Origin of the sequence: Rhodococcus sp. KRD197 (assembly GCF_017168235.1) — a bacterium.
Taxonomy (GTDB): domain Bacteria; phylum Actinomycetota; class Actinomycetes; order Mycobacteriales; family Mycobacteriaceae; genus Rhodococcoides.
In genome coordinates, this window is record NZ_JABFAO010000001.1 from 187,799 (window position 1) to 203,686 (window position 15,888).

A 15,888-nucleotide genomic window follows, 5' to 3' on the forward strand; every position below is an offset into this window, starting at 1 on the left:
AGCCGCCTTTAGAGGATGTACAGCATTTCCTGGTACGTCGGCAGCGGCCACAGATCGTCGGCCACCATCGATTCGAGTACGTCAGCAGCCGATCGCACCGAGGACATCGCCGGAAGCAGCGCGTCCTTCGCGTGCGTGGCCTCGGCCAGTGCGTCACCGCCCGGATCGCTCTCGAGGGCGGACTTCAGCGTCGCCAGAGCCGACCGGAGATCGGCGAGCGGCGCCGAAACTGCCTTCAATGCCGCAGTATCGGCGTCGATACCCGCAGCCGCGAGCGCAGCGACATTCTGAGCCAACTCGGTCTGGAACCGCACTGCTGCCGGGAGCACCGAAGTCTGTCCCATCTCGAGCGTCAAGCGCGCCTCGACGAACACCGTCAGGGCGTACTGCTCCAAGCCGATCTCGTAGCGCGAGTGCATTTCTCGGTGGTTGAACACCTTGTACTTCTCGAACAGTTCCATCGCAGACTCGGAGATCAACTCGGGTAGAGCATCGAGCGTCGTCCGCAGGTTCGGCAGGCCCCGCGACTCGGCCTCGATCTGCCAGTTGTCGGAGTAGCCGTCACCGTTGAACACGACAGCACCGTGCTCGGTGATGATCTCCGTCAACAGATTCTGCACGGCCGTATCGAACTCGACACCGTCCGCCACCGCAGTTTCGAGCTGAGTAGCCATGTAGTCCAGCGCCTCGGCCATGATCGTGTTGATGGTGACCATCGGGCCGTTGACCGTCTGCATCGAGCCCGGTGCGCGGAATTCGAACCTGTTGCCAGTGAAGGCAAAGGGGCTGGTGCGGTTGCGGTCACCAGGATCGGTCGGCAGCACGGGCAGCGTGTCGGCGCCGATCATCATGGTGCCCTTGCCCTTCGAGGACGTAGCCGCTCCCTTGGCGATCTGATCGAACACATCGGCCAGCTGATCGCCGAGGAAGATCGAGATGATCGCCGGCGGAGCCTCGTTCGCGCCGAGGCGGTGATCGTTGGTCGCCGACGCCACCGAGGCGCGCAGCAGGCCGCCGTACTTGTGCACCGCGCGGATGACCGCGGCACAGAACACGAGGAACTGAGCGTTGTCGTGCGGATTGTCACCGGGTACCAGCAGCGAACCCAGTTCGGAGTTGCCCAGCGAGAAGTTGACGTGCTTGCCCGAACCGTTGACGCCCTCGAACGGCTTCTCGTGGAACAGACACTCCATGCCGTGCTTCTTGGCAATGGTCTTGAACGTCGTCATCAGCAGCTGCTGGTGGTCGGCGGCGATGTTGCCCCGCTCGAACATCGGCGCTACCTCGAACTGCCCGGGCGCGACCTCGTTGTGCCGTGTCTTGGCCGGGATCCCGAGCTTGAACAGCTCGCGCTCGGTGTCCATCATGAATCCGAGCACCCGCTCGGGGATGGCACCGAAATAGTGGTCGTCGAATTCCTGCCCCTTGGGCGGCTTCGACCCGAACAGGGTGCGGCCGGAGTTGAGCAGGTCGGGGCGGGCGAGGAAGAAGTGGCGGTCGACGAGGAAGTACTCCTGCTCGGGTCCGCAGAACGAGACGATGTTCTCGATGTCCTCGTGTCCGAACAGCTTCAGTATCCGCTCGGCATGCCCGCCCATTGCCTGCTGTGAACGCAGCAGCGGAGTCTTGTGGTCGAGCGCATCACCGGTCATCGACACGAACACCGTCGGGATGCAGAGGGTGTTTCCGTTCGGGTTCTCGAGCACGTACGCGGGACTGGTGACGTCCCAGCCGGTGTACCCGCGAGCCTCGAAGGTATTGCGGAGTCCGCCGTTGGGGAAGCTCGAGGCGTCGGGCTCACCCTGGATCAGGGTCTTGCCGGCGAACTCGGCCAGTGCTGATCCGTCCCCGACAGGGTCGAAGAAGCTGTCGTGCTTCTCGGCCGTCAGGCCGGTCAGTGGGTAGAAGACGTGCGCGTAGTGCGTGGCACCCTTCTCGAGCGCCCAATCCTTCATCGCCGACGCAACCGCGTCGGCGACCATGGGATCGAGCGGCTTGCCCTTGTCGATCGTTGCCATCACAGACTTGAAGACAGACTTGGGCAGTCGCTTCTGCATGACGACCTTGCTGAAGACGTTCTCACCGAATATCTCACCCGGCTTCTCGTCTCCGACGAAACTCACCGCAGGCGGTACGTACGCCTCTACGTCCTTGATCGCCTGCAGACGAACGGCATTTCCACTCATACGCTTCTACCCCTCGGCCTGGTGCTTCGCTGCTGTTTCGCGAAGCCAACCAGCGAACTGTACGAACGCATCGTGGCGTCCGTGTTTCGCCGCTGTATCGACTGCGAGGCGAGGTGGCGGCCGCATCCGCTTCCACTACGTGCACAGAATCACAGCAGGTTGGACAAATTCTGAATTTTGTCTTTCCAGCTTTACAATTTCGCGGTATTGTCATCTCGCAGGTGACAGACACCACTTAGTTCTCGAGAAGGAGCTTCAGTCGTGGCAACTCAGACGAGTCCGCAGCCGGGTACGCCCGTCGAGGAGTGGCGCGACAAGAAGCGCTTCCTCTGGCTGATGGGACTGATTCCGCCGACCGCGATCTTCATGGCGCTCGGCATGATCTGGGCATTCAACCAGCTCGGATGGAACGCGGTTTCCCCCATCTGGTGGTGGATCGGTCCGATGCTGGTCTACGGACTTCTTCCCGTTCTCGACCTCTTCTTCGGCCCCGACGGCCAGAACCCGCCCGACGAGGTGATGGAACGACTCGAGAACGACAAGTACTACCGCTACTGCACCTACGCGTACATCCCATTCCAACTCACCTCCCTCGTGCTCGCGTGCTACCTGTGGACGGCGGACAATCTGAGCTGGCTCGGTATCGACGGTGGACTCGGCCTGATCTCGAAGATCGGGCTCGCCATCAGCGTCGGCGTCATGGGAGGCGTCGGCATCAACACCGCGCACGAGATGGGCCACAAGAAGGACAGTCTGGAGCGGTGGCTCTCGAAGGTCACTCTGGCCCAGACTTTCTACGGACACTTCTACATCGAGCACAACCGCGGCCACCACGTCCGCGTCGCGACGCCGGAGGACCCCGCCAGCGCAAAGTTCGGTGAGAGCTTCTGGAAGTTCCTCCCGCGCAGCGTCTGGGGCAGCCTGAAGTCGTCCTGGCACATCGAAAAGACGCGCATGGAGCGCCTCGGCAAGTCCACCTGGAACATTCGCAACGACGTTCTCAACGCATGGCTGATGTCGGTTGTGCTGTTCGGGGCGCTGACCGCTGTCTTCGGCGTGAGCATCCTTCCGTTCCTGCTGATCCAGGCCGTCTACGGCTTCTCGCTCCTGGAGACGGTGAACTACCTCGAGCACTACGGCCTGCTCCGCGCGAAGACCAAGTCCGGTCGGTACGAGCGGTGCGCGCCGGAACACAGCTGGAACTCCGATCACATCGTCACCAACATCTTCCTGTACCACCTGCAGCGTCACAGTGATCACCACGCCAATCCCACTCGGCGGTACCAGATCCTGCGCAGCATGGAAGGTGCACCCAACCTCCCGAGCGGATACGCCAGCATGATTTCACTCGCCTACTTCCCACCGATCTGGCGAAAAGTGATGGACCACCGGGTGATCGAGCACTACGACGGCGACATCACCAAGGTGAACATCGACCCGAGCAAGCGCGAAAAGGTGCTGGCCCGGTACGGCGTCACTGCCGGAACCGACTCGACACGAGAGAGTGACCGCTGATGGCGAGCTACGAGTGCCCGGTGTGCAACTTCGTCTACGACGAGGCCGCCGGCGCCCCTCGTGAAGGATTTCCGGCGGGCACCCCGTGGTCCGACGTCGACGACGACTGGCCCTGCCCCGACTGCGGCGTCCGCGAAAAGGTCGACTTCGAACAGAAAGCAGGATGACATGGCTACCGATTTCAAGCTCTACCAGTGCATGCAGTGCGGCTTCGAATACGACGAGGAACTCGGCTGGCCCGATGACGGTATCGAGCCGGGCACCAAGTGGGAGGACATCCCCGAGGACTGGAGTTGCCCTGACTGCGGCGCTGCCAAATCGGACTTCTTCATGGTCGAGGTAAGCCGGCCGTGACCGCGGCGGTGGGGGCTGGGGGCCTGTCGGTCGGAAACACGACCGTTCGGCGCGCGGATAGACTTGTCGTTGTGACAGCGCAACCGGTCAACCCGAGCCCCTACCGGAACGCGGCCACCAACCTGATGCGCACCACCATCCTCGACGGGCTGCAACGACTGCTACTGGACAAGACCTGGTCGGCGGTCAACATGACCGACGTCGCCAAGGCCGCCGGTATCAGTCGTCAAACCCTCTACAAGGAGTTCGGTACGCGAAAAGGGCTGGCCCAGGGTTACGCCCTGCGGCTGGCGGACACGTTCGTCTCCGCTGTGGACGACGCCGTCTACGCCAACGAGGGCGACAGTCTGCGCACGCTCAACGTTGCGTTCTCCGAGTTCTTCGAGCGCAGTGCCTCCGATCCGCTGGTGCTCTCCCTGCTCACCGACGACCCCCCGCCGGATCTGTTGCGACTGGTCACCACCGAAAGCGGACTGCTGATCGAGCACGCAACCGCTCGACTGTCACAGACTTTCGAACGCAGTTGGCTGCGGGCGTCGGCGCACAATGCGGAAGTGCTCGGCCGCGCGGTTGTCCGCCTCGCCCTCGGTTACGTGTCCATGCCGCCGACCAACTCGTCCGACGTCGCCGCCGACCTGGCTTCGCTGCTCGCGCCTTTCGTGGACAGCATTCACAGCTCTGCCTGAGCGCCCCTGTCGCGCAGCATCTCGAGTGCCGCCGTCATGACCGTGTCCTGTGACAACAGCACCTCGAGTGCCGCGTCACCCAACGGAACGAAGCTGTCCGCGCTGGTGACGCGCCGGAGACTGCCGCGCCATCCCGCGTCGATCAACGCCGTCACCACGCCCTCGCTCACTCCGCCCGTCCGGCGCGTCTCGTCGACGACGAGTACACGTCCACTCAGTCGGGCCTGGGCGAGCACGTCGTCCACCGGAAGCGGCGCAAGCCACCGCAGATCGACCACACACACCTCGATCCCCTGCACGGAGAGTTCTCGCGCCACACGCAGACTCATCGGCACGCCGTTGCCGAAAGTCACGATGGTCAGATCCGTTCCCTCCCCGTAGGTTCGCGCTTTCCCGATCTGCACCGGCGACGTCCATCCGCCGGCGAGCCAGTCTCCGTCCCCGTCCTCGTACAGGTCGCGCGAATGGTAGAGCGCGATGGGCTCGAGAAACACACACACCGCGCCGTGCTGCTCCGCGGCCGATGCGCAGGCGAGGAGCATCGCGGCGGCGTCGTCCGGTCGCGACGGGGAGGCGACAACGATACCCGGTATATCGCGCAGCGCTGCAATTGCGTTGTCGTTGTGGAAGTGTCCGCCGAAACCCTTCTGGTACCCGTACCCGGCGATGCGGACGATCATCGGATTCCGATAGCTGCGGTTCGAGAAGAACTGCAGCGTCGCTGCCTCCCCGCGGAGTTGGTCTGCGGCATTGTGCAGGTAGGCGAGGTACTGGATCTCCGCGATGGGCAGCAGACCGGATACCCCTGCGCCGGCCGCCAACCCGAGGATCGACTGCTCGTCCAGCACGGTGTCGAACACTCGCACCGAACCCGATTCGGCCATCAACCCGCGTGTGACGCCGTAGACGCCGCCTTTGCGAGCGACGTCCTCACCGAACAGGATGGCTTGTGGGTAATGCGCCAGAATATGCTTCAGTGCCGCGTTGATCGCCTGTGCCAGCGTCGAATCCGGTGGCAGCTCGATCTCCTCGGACCGTGTGTTCACCACCGCTTCGCTCACCTCCGTCAGCGGTGCCATCACCGCGGCTGCGCCCGTCAGGTGTTCGGCTCGGACACAGTCGCGGGCAACGGACATGACCTCGCTCCGTTTACGCTCGTAGCGCTCGACCACCTCGGTGGGCGTCAGAATGCCGGCGTCGATCAACCGTGTCGCGGTCCCGATCAGCGGATCGCGACCGAACTCGGCCACGATCTCGGCGGGGCTACGGTAGGACGATTCGACGTCCGATCCAGCGTGGCCCATCAGCCGAACGGTGCCGAGGTGCAGAAACGCGGGCCGGCGGTGGCGTCGTACCCAGTCCACTGCCGCCGTCGACGCCGCGTGGGTAGCTTCCAGATCGCTGCCGTCGGCATGGAAGTACTCGAGACCCGGCCGCGACCGGAAGGTGGTCTCGATCCATCCCGCCGGGGTGCGGACACTGATCCCCAGCCCGTTGTCCTCGCAGACGAACAGCAGCGGGATGGGGACGCCTTGGTAGGCCGAGTGGATCGCTGTGTTGATCGCACCCTGCGCAGTCGAATGATTCGCCGAGGCGTCGCCGAAACTGCACACCGTCACCGCGTCCATCGGCCACGCCGAGGCCACGCCCAACTTGCTCGCCCGCACCGTCGAGAATGCGACGCCGACGGCGCGCGGGAGATGGGAGGCGATGGTGGACGTCTGCGGAATCACCGCGAGATCGGCACGCCCGAACACCTTGTGCCGACCACCGGCGATCGGATCAGCCGTCGAGGCGACGACGCCCAGCAGCACGTCCCTGATCGGATTGCTGCCACCGACGGCTCGAGCACGCTCGAGATAGAACGCCCCCGAACGATAGTGCAGCAGAGCAGGATCGGTCGATCGCAGCGCACCCGCGACCGCGGCGTTGCTCTCGTGCCCGGCAGATCCGATCGTGTAGAAGCCTGCGCCCTCCGCTCGCAGCCAGCGGGCCGCGAAATCCAGGTGGCGACTGCCGAGTTGGGCGTCGAACAGTTCGAGCGCGCGATCCGGTGACAGACCCGAGTCGAGTGCACGTGGCCGACGAACAAGGGTCGAGACGGTGCGCGTGAAGTTCTCGTCGATCGACTCGGCCATGCTCGGCAAGTGTAGTGCGGGTTCGCCCGTGTGTGCATGGCTACCGCGGGCGGTACCTATGCACACACGGGCGGCGAAGCCGCACTACTTGCGCCAGGCGAGGAGAACCCCGTCGCCCTGCGGTCGACCCCAGGGCAGGAACGCGGCCACTGCCACCGCGCAGAGCAGGCACGATCCGACGGTGACGAACGAGGCGAACTGGAATCCCTCGAGCGAGGCCGCTTTCATGGCGTAGACCAGATCGGCCTTCTGCGTGGCGAACATGGGGTTCGTCGGCGCTTTCACGATCTCGATGACGCTGACCACCGTTTCTCTCGCGAACGCTTTCTGATACGGCTCCATGAGGGCGTCGGGGATGGCGTCGACGAGCGGCCCCACCTTCGTGGTGTAGACCGAGGCGACGATCGATCCGAGTACCGCCACGCCGAGGGTGCCGCCGACCTCGCGGGTGGTGTCGTTGACGGCGGATCCGGCGCCGGCTTCGTCGAGCGAGACCGAGGACATGATGGACTCCGTCGCCGGGCCCTGGACGATCGCGAGCCCCAGCCCCATCAGGACCATCGAGATAAGGACTGGCCCCAGGTACGGCGTCTCGACCTGCACCTGACCGGCGATGAACATTCCTGCGCTCATCACCATGAGCCCGAACACGATCACTGCAGTCGTGCCGACCCGTTGCGCGATGAGGGTGGCCATCGGGGCACCCACCGCGATGGACGCCGCAAACGGGAGCGAGTGGATGCCGAATTCGAGTGGACTCAACTCCATGACGCCCTGGAAGTATTGGGTGATCATGAACAGAAAGCCGAACATGCTGAAGTAGCCGACGGCGATGGCCAACGCGGGCAATGCGAATCGTCGTATTCGGAACAGGTTCATGTCCAGCACGGGCGATTCGGTGCGCAGTTCCCACCAGACGAACGCTGCCAGGCACAGGGCGCCGCCCACGTAGGCGGCGACACTGATCGCGGACACCCAACCGCGATGCGGCGCTTCGATCACGGCCCAGACGAGAACGGTGATACCGACGAGGGACAGCACGATTCCCAGCGGGTCGTACTTGCCGACGTGCGAAGCCCGCGACTCGGGAACGAAGAGCGCAGCAGCGGCCAGTACTCCGATGGCGACCGGCACGTTGATCCAGAACACCGAGTGCCACGAGAAGTGTTCGAGGAGAAAGCCTCCCGCAGTGGGGCCGATGGCAATGGCAAACCCGGCCATGGCCGTCCAGGCGGCAATTGCCAGGGCTCGCTCCCGGGCGTCGGTGAAGATGTTGATGATCAGCGCCAGTGTCGCCGGGAACACCGCGGCTGCGCACACTCCCATCGCGGCCCGGGCCGCGACAACCTGGCCGAGGTCGGCTGCGATCGCGCCGCCGATCGACATGACGGCAATGCCGACCAGGCCGATCATCATCACCTTCTTGCGACCGTGCCGGTCGCCCAGATGACCGAATGCCAACAGCAGTCCGGCGAAGGTGAGCGTGTAGGCGTCGACGACCCATTGCAGGCCGCTCATGCTCGCTCGCAGTTGGAGGCCCATCGACGGGAGTGCGACGTTGACGATGGTGTTGTCCAGCACCACCAGCAGTTCGGCGGTACAGATCACCGCCAGCGCCGCCCAGCGCCGATGGGCGGTCAGGCCGTGCTCGGCAGGACGGAGTTGCATTGGCAGAGGCATTGGGAAATCCCTTCGACTATGACGCTCGACATAGCGACACGAATCGAAAGTTATACGTAACCTTGAGTTATAGCAACAGGGCTAGTGCGCGCGGGCTGAATCCGCACCCTCCAGCGCGGCGTCGATCCACCGAATCAACTCGGCCTCCGTCCGGTCGAGTGCACGGGTGCTGCGCTGGGCTTTCGCAATCATCAGCGCCCCCTCAAAGGCTGCAATCGCCATGGTTGCGAGACTGCGCGAGCGCTCCTGCGCCAACCCTCGCTGCCACAGCGAGGCCGCAATGGTGTCCTCCCACGAAGTGAACGACTCCCCCGCCGCGGCAAGCGCCGCTGGGGACGCCGAACCCTCGAGAGCCGCGGGAACGACGGGACATCCGGCGGCGTAGTCGGTCGCCACCAGCTGGTCACGAAAATCGGCGATGAGTGCGCGCAACGTCTCCGCCGGGCCACTTGCGGCGAGCCCGGCCGAGATCATCGACCCCATCAGAGCCCCCGCGGTCCGCGTCGCCTCTTCCACGAGCTGCGGCTTCCCCCCGGGAAAATGATGATAGATAGACCCGCGAGGTGCACCCGCGTGGTCGATGACGTCGGCGAGAGAGGTCGCCTCGACGCCCCGTTCACGAAAGAGCAGCGCGGCGCTGCGCAACATATCCTCGCGTGCCGTACTTCTGGCCATATCCACCCCTCGCGACTGCAACTCCATTGACGTAACCGCCGGTTACGCTTAACCTGGTTTCAATATGCAGTTCATCATATCCCCGGGAGTGGCATGACCACCGTTGAACACCGCCCGTCCGACACCCTCGCCACACCACTGACACTCGAGTGCGGGCAAACCCTGCCCAACCGGCTCATGAAAGCAGCACTCAGCGAGGGGCTGGGCACCGCCTCACACGCCCCCGACGCCCGGCTCGAGCGCCTCTACGCCCAGTGGGGATCGGGCGGCTACGGGCTCGTGGTGACCGGAAACGTCATGGTCGACCGCAGGCACATCGGCGAACCGGGCAACGTGGTCATCGAGGACGACCGGGATCTCGACGCCCTCACCCGCTGGGCCGACGCGTTCAAGACCGGCGCGTCCGCAGCAGATGCACGCCCGTCGATATGGATGCAGCTCAACCACCCGGGCCGCCAAGCCAATCCCCTCGCGACCCGGGCCAGGCCGGTCGCGCCGTCGGCGATCGCGTCGAACGTTCCAGGGCTGCCGGTACCCGAGGCGCTGACGTCAGAACAGATCGAGGACATCGTCGACCGCTTCGCGAGAGCAGCCGTGGTCGCCGAGACCGCGGGCTTCGACGGCGTCCAGATTCACGGGGCGCACGGTTACCTCGTCTCGCAGTTCCTCTCCCCCAGTGCGAACAAGCGGGATGACGCCTGGGGCGGCGATCTCGAGGGGCGGATGCGATTCCCCCTCGCCGTGGTCCGCGCCATCCGCGCCGCAGTATCGCCAGGTTTCGCCGTCGGCATCAAACTGAACTCCGCGGACTTCCAGAAGGGCGGGTTCAGCGAGGAAGAGTCTCGCCTGGTGGTCGAACGTCTCGTGCACGAGCACATCGACCTCATCGAGATCAGTGGCGGCAGTTACGAATCCCCGGCGATGATGGGGCTCTCGCACAAGGCTGCGCCGGACAGCACCTCCCAGCGTGAAGCGTATTTCCTGGACTATGCGCGCGAGGTTCGGCTCGCCGCAGGCGCAGTCCCCCTCGCCGTGACCGGCGGCTTTCGGACGCGTTCGGCGATGACCCTCGCTGTCGAATCGAGCGACTGCGACGTCGTCGGACTGGGCCGGCCGGCTGCCGTCGCCACCGACGCAGGCCACGCGTTGATCCGCGACGAGGTCGACCGGCTGGAATCGCCGCGCATCACCCTCGGACTCCCCAAACGTTATGCACCACTGAAAGCTCTGGACGGCGCCCTCGATCTGCAGTGGCACACCGACCAACTACATCTGATCGGCGCCGGCGGAGAGCCCGATCCGCAGCGAGCCGTGTGGCGAACCGCGGTGACCACGTTGCGCCGCAACGGGTTCGATGCCTTCCGTAGCCGCCGCAGCGGAACTGCGGCCACCGGTGACACCTCTCGAAAGTTCCAGGTCGAACGCGTCGTCGGAAAATACGTCGCCAACCCGCTCGTACGCGGGCTCACCGGTGCCGGTGTCCAGGTCAAGCTCATGACCGACATCGAGACCGTGGGACGCAAGTCCGGGCTGACCCGTCGGGTACCGGTATCGGCGAAGTTCGACGAGACCGGCGCGTGGATCATCTCCCAGCACGGAACCCGGTCGGGATGGGGCGCGAACATCACCGCCGACCCGCGGGTGCGGCTGCGGGTCGGTGACCGGTGGCGCAGTGGGATCGCAGAATTCGTCCACGGCGACGATGTCGCGATCCGGGCCAGGTCGTTTGCGAACAACGCGGTGCTCGGCCGACTCGTCGGGGCCACCTTCGCCGCCCTGGCGACGACACCGGTGTCCGTGCGGGTGACGTTCGACTAAGCGGCCACGCATGTAGCGATCACCGATGCGCGGACGGGCCAGAGAGTCCATCATGGTTGTCATGACTCACACGTCCGATGCTTGGCCTGCTCTGCCCGTGGATTCATGGATCGACACTCGCGACACCGTCCACCTGTGGACACAGATCGTGGGAAAGACGCGCATGGCCCTGGGGCCGACCACCAACCACTGGTGGGGAGTGACGCTGTACGTCGACGCGCGGGGGCTCACCACATCCCTGATGCCCGCCGGAACGCCTGGACTCGAGATCCGGTTCGATTTTCTCGACCACGAGTTGATCTTCCTGGTCACCGACGGTTCGACGCGACGGATGAAACTGCAGCCACGAACGGTCGCCGATTTCTACAGCGAGTACACCCGTCACCTCACCGAACTCGGGTTCGACATTCCCATCATGGGCACCCCCGTCGAACTCCCCGATGCCACCCCCTTCGCCGAGGACACCGCACACTCGGCCTACGACGCGAAAGCCATGTCAGCATTCTGGCATTCCCTCGTCAGCGCGTATTCGGTGTTTTCGCAGTTTCGCGCAGACTTCCGCGGCAAGTCCAGCCCGGTCCACTTCTTCTGGGGTGCTTTCGATCTCGCGGTGACTCGATTCTCGGGCCGACCTGCACCGCAACATCCCGGAGGTGTTCCGAACTGCCCGGATTGGGTGATGCACGAGGCATACAGCGACGAGGTATCGAGTGCCGGCTACTGGCCGGGCGGCGCGGAAGAAGGCATCTTCTACGCCTACGCCTACCCGCACCCGGAGGGTTACGACACCCATCCAGGCGTGGACGCACCGGCATTCTGGGACTCGACACTGGGTGAGTACGTACTTCCGTACCATCTGGTGCGTCAGGCACCCGATCCCGAAGCGATGCTCATGCGGTTCCTGGAGCAAACTCACCGCGCCGCCGAAGAGACAGCGGGGTGGAAATAACGTCCGTCAGCGCAGGGCGTTGCCCAGTTCGGGCGCCTGTTCTATCAGCTGACGGGCGTCACGGGCGGTGACGACGCCGTTGCACACCTTCGCGTAGTCGCCCATCGCGCACGAAGCCTGTGTCCAGTACCGCTCCTGCTCCGGCGTCACCCAGGCCAGGCGGTGGACCTTACGGGCCAGTTCCTCGAGCTTGTCCACCCGCGGCGGCAGCCCGTTGCATCGACCGTCACCGACGATGAGCACCGACGTCCGCGCGGTCACCTTCGATCCGTGTGTGGTGAGCAGCTCTTCGAGGGTTCGGCCGTAGTCGCTGCTCGCGGTGAGATCGAGTTCGGGGGCCGCGAGCACGGATGCGAGCGCGTCGTCCCCGGTGCTACGGGCCAGCAGGTCGGTCACGTCGACGGGACGGTCCACGAAGGCCAGCACCGTGCACCTGTTGGTGCGGTGCCGCATCGCCTGCGCGAGACGCAGGGTGAAGGCAGTGATCGGCCGTACCGACAGCGACACATCCGCCAGGATGAGCAGTCGCACCCGCTCCGGCACGGGCTTGTCCACCATCAGATGGAACGGCACACCGTCGGTACCCATACTGGCCCGCACCGTGCGGCGCATGTTCAGTCGACCGTTGGTAGCCTCGCGCGGACGAGGGCGCGGTGTACCGCGCATGCGGCGCAACACTTCCCGGCACGCGTTGTTGACCTCCGCCCGAGAGGGAATCTCGGCGGCGGGCGCCATCGACGGCGTCGCCACCTCTCGTCCGCTGCCGGCGACAGCTGCGACGAAAGCCTCCACCGCGTCGACCAGTCTCTCGAGCTGCGCTGCGGTGAGTTGTTCACCGCTGCTCTGGCCACCGTAGAACGCGTTGGGGTCGTAGGCGTCCAGCCAACCCAGAATCCCCTCGGGATCGTCCCATCGGAGCGTGCCCTGCGAGACCATCGCCTGGGCCGACGAGAGGTCACCGACCACCGCGGAGTCGGCATGGTCGACATCGACGGTGAAGGACACTCCGCGGCGGCCACTGTCGCTTTCGGTATCGACTGCCAAATTGGAGTCGCTTCCGGTGATGGAGAGATCGTCGTCGTCCTTGTGCGGGTTGAACCCTGCGTCCGCCTCCGGCGTGTCGAAGAACTCGCCGACCTCGGCTGCACGCTCGTTGTAGTCGGCGTAGCGCCCGGTCTCGTGATCGTCGTTCGAGATCTCGAGGTCCGTCGGCGCACCCGCCGGTGGTTCCGACCGGCTGGGCCGAAAATCGTCGAGTACCGTCACCGCTCGCGGACGAAACAGGGCCTCGAAGGCGGCGTCGAAGCCGTCCTGCTCGTGGGTGTATTTCGCGCACGTCGCCCGCAGGGCCGCTTCCAGCACGTCGATATCGCCCGCACCGAGCAGACCGAGGACGCGTCGCACCTCGATCACCTCGGCCGGCGAGGCAGCGACGCCGTATCGACGCAGCAGACGGCCGAAGACCGCCGAGATCAGGTCGAGTACGTATGCCGGAGTTCTCATTACTTACCGATCCCCCCACGATCCTTGCCACCGCGACCCCGGAATGCCGCCGTGGTGGTATTCGGAGGACGCGAGGCGACGCTCGGACGGGGCTGCTCCCGCGACGGTTCCACCGGGAGGTCGGCACGGCCGCGCACGAGGTCGACATCGCTGCCGTACTTGAGCAGAGCTGCCATCAGGATCTCGCGGGTGCGTTCGGTGTCATGGTCTTTCAAGAGCATGGCGGCTCGCGCGGCGTCGATGACCTCGGAAACCGAGGGGCTCTTTCGCAGTGGCAGCTCGCGTAGCGATCGAGCCAAGTCGACCACGTCGGCTACGGTGTTCTCCTCGACTTCGGGGGCGCGGGAGGACACGATTTCCCGCTCCTGCTCCATCGTCGGGAATCCTACGGAGAAGTGCAGACAGCGACGCTTGAGCGCCGCGGACAACTCACGAGTGTCGTTGGAGGTCAGGATGACCCACGGGTTGGATCGGGCGGTGAAGGTGCCCACCTCGGGGATGGTGATCTGCTTCTCCGCGAGAATCTCGAGCAGCAGCGCTTCCATCGATTCCTCGGTTCGATCGACTTCGTCGATGAGCAGCACGACGGGCTCCTCCGACAGGATGGCGTCGAGCAGTGGCCGTACCGAGAGGAACTTCTCGGAGTACAACCCGAAGTCCTTGCCTGCGAGTATCGCCGACGCCTCCTCGGTGCTCTCGGCATCTGCCAGTTCGACGCCGATGCGTTCGCGCAACATCTGCACGTGCAGTAGCTGTTTGGCGTAGTCCCATTCGTAGAGGGCACGGTTGTCGTCCAGGCCCTCGTAGCATTGCAGCCGGACCAGCCGGCGCCCGCCTGCGATGGCGAGCGCCTTGGCCAGTTCGGTCTTGCCGACACCGGCCGGACCTTCGAGCAGCAGAGGCCGATCCAATGCGAGCGCGAGATGAACCACGACGGCGAGATCGTCGCCCGCTATGTAGCCCGTCTCGCGCAAGCCGTCGCGGACGGTGATCGCGCTGTCGGAAAAGATCGAATCACTGTTGGTCTCGAAGCCGGCCGATGTCATGTCTGTGAAGCTCCCTGTCCGTTACTTGCGGGTCAGTAGGATTCGTTGATCGCGTGCGAAACCACGGGGATCATCGAGTCGACGGTTACTTCGCGGGGGTTGCCCGGTGTGCACCAGTCACCCTGGATGTGCTCCGAGATCCGCAGCACGGTCTTGTCGTCACCGGTGATGACGTCGCCGCGACCGGTGTACTTGCCGGTGTTCATCCGGTTCTTGTCGTACGAGTTGGTGGTCACCTGGCCGAAGTTGTCGGGGATTCCGACGTCCTTGGCCAACCGGATCGCAGCTTCCACCGCCGCGTCGGCGGCCTGCACGGTGGAGAGGTTCCTCGTGTCGACGCCGAGCGCTCCGGCAAGTTGTGCGTAGCGCTGGTAGCGGGAGGGAAGGTTGTACTCCCACACACGCGGCAGTGCGATCGCGTTGTTGAGGCCGTGGTGCGAGTCGAAAAAGGCACTGACCGCGTGCGAAATCGAGTGCACGATGCCGAGTCCGCCCGAGTTGAATGCCTGACCGGCGATGTACTGCGCGTTCATCATTCCCTCGCGGGCCTTGAGGTTGCGCGGCTCGTAGACCGCTTCCCGCAGGTTCTGCGCGACGAGTTCCACCGAGTACAGGGCGTTGCCCAGCGAAGGCGCGAAGTCGAGGCGGGAGACGAACGGCTCACTGCCGTGCGCCAACACGTCGAATCCGCAGTACGCGGTGAAGTGCTGAGGGCAGGTGTAGTAGAGCAGCGGGTCGTCGATGGCGACGGTGACGATGGACGCTTCGTCGAAGGCGACCCACTTGTGCGGGTTGTCCATATCGGAGGTGTCGGTGATGACGTATGCCCACGAGGTTTCCGAACCCGTTCCCGCCGTTGTCGATACGGCGATGTGAGGCGGGTTCTCCTTGTTCGTGGACTTGGCGAATCCCTCGAACTCGTTGATGTTGCGGCCGTCGTGGGCGATGACGATGCGCGCACCCTTTGCCGCGTCGTGGCTCGAGCCGCCACCAACGGAGATGATGCTGTCGCACTTCTCCTTCTGGTAGAGGGCCGCGGCCTCCATGACGTTGTAGTCCTTGGGGTTCGACTCGACCTTGTCGAACAGAACCACCTCGACGCCCTGGTACTCGATCTTGCCGATCAGTTCCTCGATGATGCCGGATCCGCGCAGGCCGGTGGTGACGAGCAGCGAGCGCTTGAAGCCGAGGTTCTTCGCCTCGACTCCGATGATGTCGTGCGCGCCGACTCCGAGGAGGGCGCGAGGGAAGGGGTGGAATTCCTTGATCGGGAAGTCCCAGATCTGATTGAGCTCGATAGCCATCGAATCCTCCTGGTGAGTGCTGTGTGACTCTGCT

The 15,888-nt window shown here is 64.6% G+C and carries 13 protein-coding genes; 6 read left to right on the forward strand and 7 right to left on the reverse strand.

Annotation, left to right across the window (positions count from 1 at the left end):
- Positions 1-8 precede the first annotated feature (8 nt).
- The gene (locus J1M86_RS00880; RefSeq protein WP_206508386.1) at positions 9-2,186 is read right to left on the reverse strand and encodes a glutamine synthetase III; all 2,178 of its coding nucleotides are present in this window, start codon (positions 2,184-2,186) and stop codon (positions 9-11) included.
- Between the two features lie 336 nt (positions 2,187-2,522).
- Here J1M86_RS00880 and J1M86_RS00885 point away from each other — a divergent pair, with 336 nt between their 5' ends.
- The 4 genes from J1M86_RS00885 (at position 2,523) to J1M86_RS00900 (ending at position 4,741) form a co-directional block, all read left to right on the forward strand.
- On the forward strand, positions 2,523-3,701 hold the full coding sequence (locus J1M86_RS00885) for an alkane 1-monooxygenase (RefSeq protein WP_206508641.1): 1,179 nt from the start codon (positions 2,523-2,525) through the stop codon (positions 3,699-3,701).
- Positions 3,701-3,868: a rubredoxin gene (locus tag J1M86_RS00890; protein ID WP_075841003.1), complete on the forward strand. Its 168-nt coding sequence runs from the start codon at positions 3,701-3,703 to the stop codon at positions 3,866-3,868. Before J1M86_RS00885 ends, J1M86_RS00890 begins: the two co-directional genes overlap by 1 nt.
- Before the next feature lies 1 nt (position 3,869).
- The gene (locus J1M86_RS00895; RefSeq protein WP_075841002.1) at positions 3,870-4,055 is read left to right on the forward strand and encodes a rubredoxin; all 186 of its coding nucleotides are present in this window, start codon (positions 3,870-3,872) and stop codon (positions 4,053-4,055) included.
- A gap of 125 nt (positions 4,056-4,180) precedes the next feature.
- Positions 4,181-4,741 (forward strand): TetR family transcriptional regulator, encoded by a 561-nt coding sequence (locus tag J1M86_RS00900; RefSeq protein WP_206508642.1) that lies wholly within the window; start codon positions 4,181-4,183, stop codon positions 4,739-4,741.
- Here J1M86_RS00900 and J1M86_RS00905 read toward each other — a convergent pair.
- The 3 genes from J1M86_RS00905 to J1M86_RS00915 form a co-directional block, all read right to left on the reverse strand.
- On the reverse strand, positions 4,726-6,879 hold the full coding sequence (locus tag J1M86_RS00905; RefSeq protein WP_206508388.1) for a thiamine pyrophosphate-dependent enzyme: 2,154 nt from the start codon (positions 6,877-6,879) through the stop codon (positions 4,726-4,728). The genes J1M86_RS00900 and J1M86_RS00905 overlap by 16 nt on opposite strands.
- Positions 6,880-6,963: 84 nt before the next feature.
- A complete protein-coding gene (locus J1M86_RS00910; RefSeq protein WP_241259389.1) occupies positions 6,964-8,559 on the reverse strand; it encodes an MFS transporter in 1,596 nt (531 codons plus the stop codon).
- 81 nt (positions 8,560-8,640) lie between these two features.
- Positions 8,641-9,234 carry a TetR/AcrR family transcriptional regulator gene (locus tag J1M86_RS00915; RefSeq protein WP_241259390.1) on the reverse strand — a complete coding sequence of 198 codons (594 nt, stop codon included), beginning with the start codon at positions 9,232-9,234 and terminating at the stop codon, positions 8,641-8,643.
- Positions 9,235-9,327: 93 nt separating this feature from the next.
- On the opposite strand from J1M86_RS00915, the gene J1M86_RS00920 reads away from it, so the two are divergent.
- Positions 9,328-11,052 (forward strand): nitroreductase family deazaflavin-dependent oxidoreductase, encoded by a 1,725-nt coding sequence (locus tag J1M86_RS00920; RefSeq protein WP_206508393.1) that lies wholly within the window; start codon positions 9,328-9,330, stop codon positions 11,050-11,052.
- Between the two features lie 52 nt (positions 11,053-11,104).
- A complete protein-coding gene (locus J1M86_RS00925) occupies positions 11,105-12,001 on the forward strand; it encodes a DUF5996 family protein (RefSeq protein WP_206508396.1) in 897 nt (298 codons plus the stop codon).
- Positions 12,002-12,007: 6 nt separating this feature from the next.
- Here J1M86_RS00925 and J1M86_RS00930 read toward each other — a convergent pair whose 3' ends face one another.
- The 3 genes from J1M86_RS00930 to mdo are packed head-to-tail and all read right to left on the reverse strand — an operon-like array spanning position 12,008 to position 15,854.
- Positions 12,008-13,504 carry a VWA domain-containing protein gene (locus J1M86_RS00930; RefSeq protein ID WP_206508398.1) on the reverse strand — a complete coding sequence of 499 codons (1,497 nt, stop codon included), beginning with the start codon at positions 13,502-13,504 and terminating at the stop codon, positions 12,008-12,010.
- Entirely contained in the window at positions 13,504-14,550 is a 1,047-nt protein-coding gene (locus J1M86_RS00935) for a MoxR family ATPase (RefSeq protein WP_206508400.1), read from the reverse strand. Before J1M86_RS00935 ends, J1M86_RS00930 begins: the two co-directional genes overlap by 1 nt.
- Positions 14,551-14,582: 32 nt before the next feature.
- The gene (gene mdo, locus J1M86_RS00940; RefSeq protein WP_075840997.1) at positions 14,583-15,854 is read right to left on the reverse strand and encodes an NDMA-dependent methanol dehydrogenase; all 1,272 of its coding nucleotides are present in this window, start codon (positions 15,852-15,854) and stop codon (positions 14,583-14,585) included.
- Positions 15,855-15,888 lie beyond the last annotated feature (34 nt).

What these genes read in the sequence shown, in the direction of transcription:
- J1M86_RS00910 (WP_241259389.1), bottom strand. Translation starts at nt 8,559, where the DNA reads ATGCCTCTGCCAATGCAACTCCGTCCTGCCGAGCACGGCCTGACCGCC.
- J1M86_RS00925 (WP_206508396.1), top strand. Translation starts at nt 11,105, where the DNA reads ATGGTTGTCATGACTCACACGTCCGATGCTTGGCCTGCTCTGCCCGTG.
- J1M86_RS00880 (WP_206508386.1), bottom strand. Translation starts at nt 2,186, where the DNA reads ATGAGTGGAAATGCCGTTCGTCTGCAGGCGATCAAGGACGTAGAGGCG.
- J1M86_RS00915 (WP_241259390.1), bottom strand. Translation starts at nt 9,234, where the DNA reads ATGGCCAGAAGTACGGCACGCGAGGATATGTTGCGCAGCGCCGCGCTG.
- J1M86_RS00895 (WP_075841002.1), top strand. Translation starts at nt 3,870, where the DNA reads ATGGCTACCGATTTCAAGCTCTACCAGTGCATGCAGTGCGGCTTCGAA.
- J1M86_RS00885 (WP_206508641.1), top strand. Translation starts at nt 2,523, where the DNA reads ATGGGACTGATTCCGCCGACCGCGATCTTCATGGCGCTCGGCATGATC.
- J1M86_RS00930 (WP_206508398.1), bottom strand. Translation starts at nt 13,504, where the DNA reads ATGAGAACTCCGGCATACGTACTCGACCTGATCTCGGCGGTCTTCGGC.
- J1M86_RS00920 (WP_206508393.1), top strand. Translation starts at nt 9,328, where the DNA reads ATGACCACCGTTGAACACCGCCCGTCCGACACCCTCGCCACACCACTG.
- J1M86_RS00935 (WP_206508400.1), bottom strand. Translation starts at nt 14,550, where the DNA reads ATGACATCGGCCGGCTTCGAGACCAACAGTGATTCGATCTTTTCCGAC.
- mdo (WP_075840997.1), bottom strand. Translation starts at nt 15,854, where the DNA reads ATGGCTATCGAGCTCAATCAGATCTGGGACTTCCCGATCAAGGAATTC.
- J1M86_RS00905 (WP_206508388.1), bottom strand. Translation starts at nt 6,879, where the DNA reads ATGGCCGAGTCGATCGACGAGAACTTCACGCGCACCGTCTCGACCCTT.
- J1M86_RS00900 (WP_206508642.1), top strand. Translation starts at nt 4,181, where the DNA reads ATGCGCACCACCATCCTCGACGGGCTGCAACGACTGCTACTGGACAAG.
- J1M86_RS00890 (WP_075841003.1), top strand. Translation starts at nt 3,701, where the DNA reads ATGGCGAGCTACGAGTGCCCGGTGTGCAACTTCGTCTACGACGAGGCC.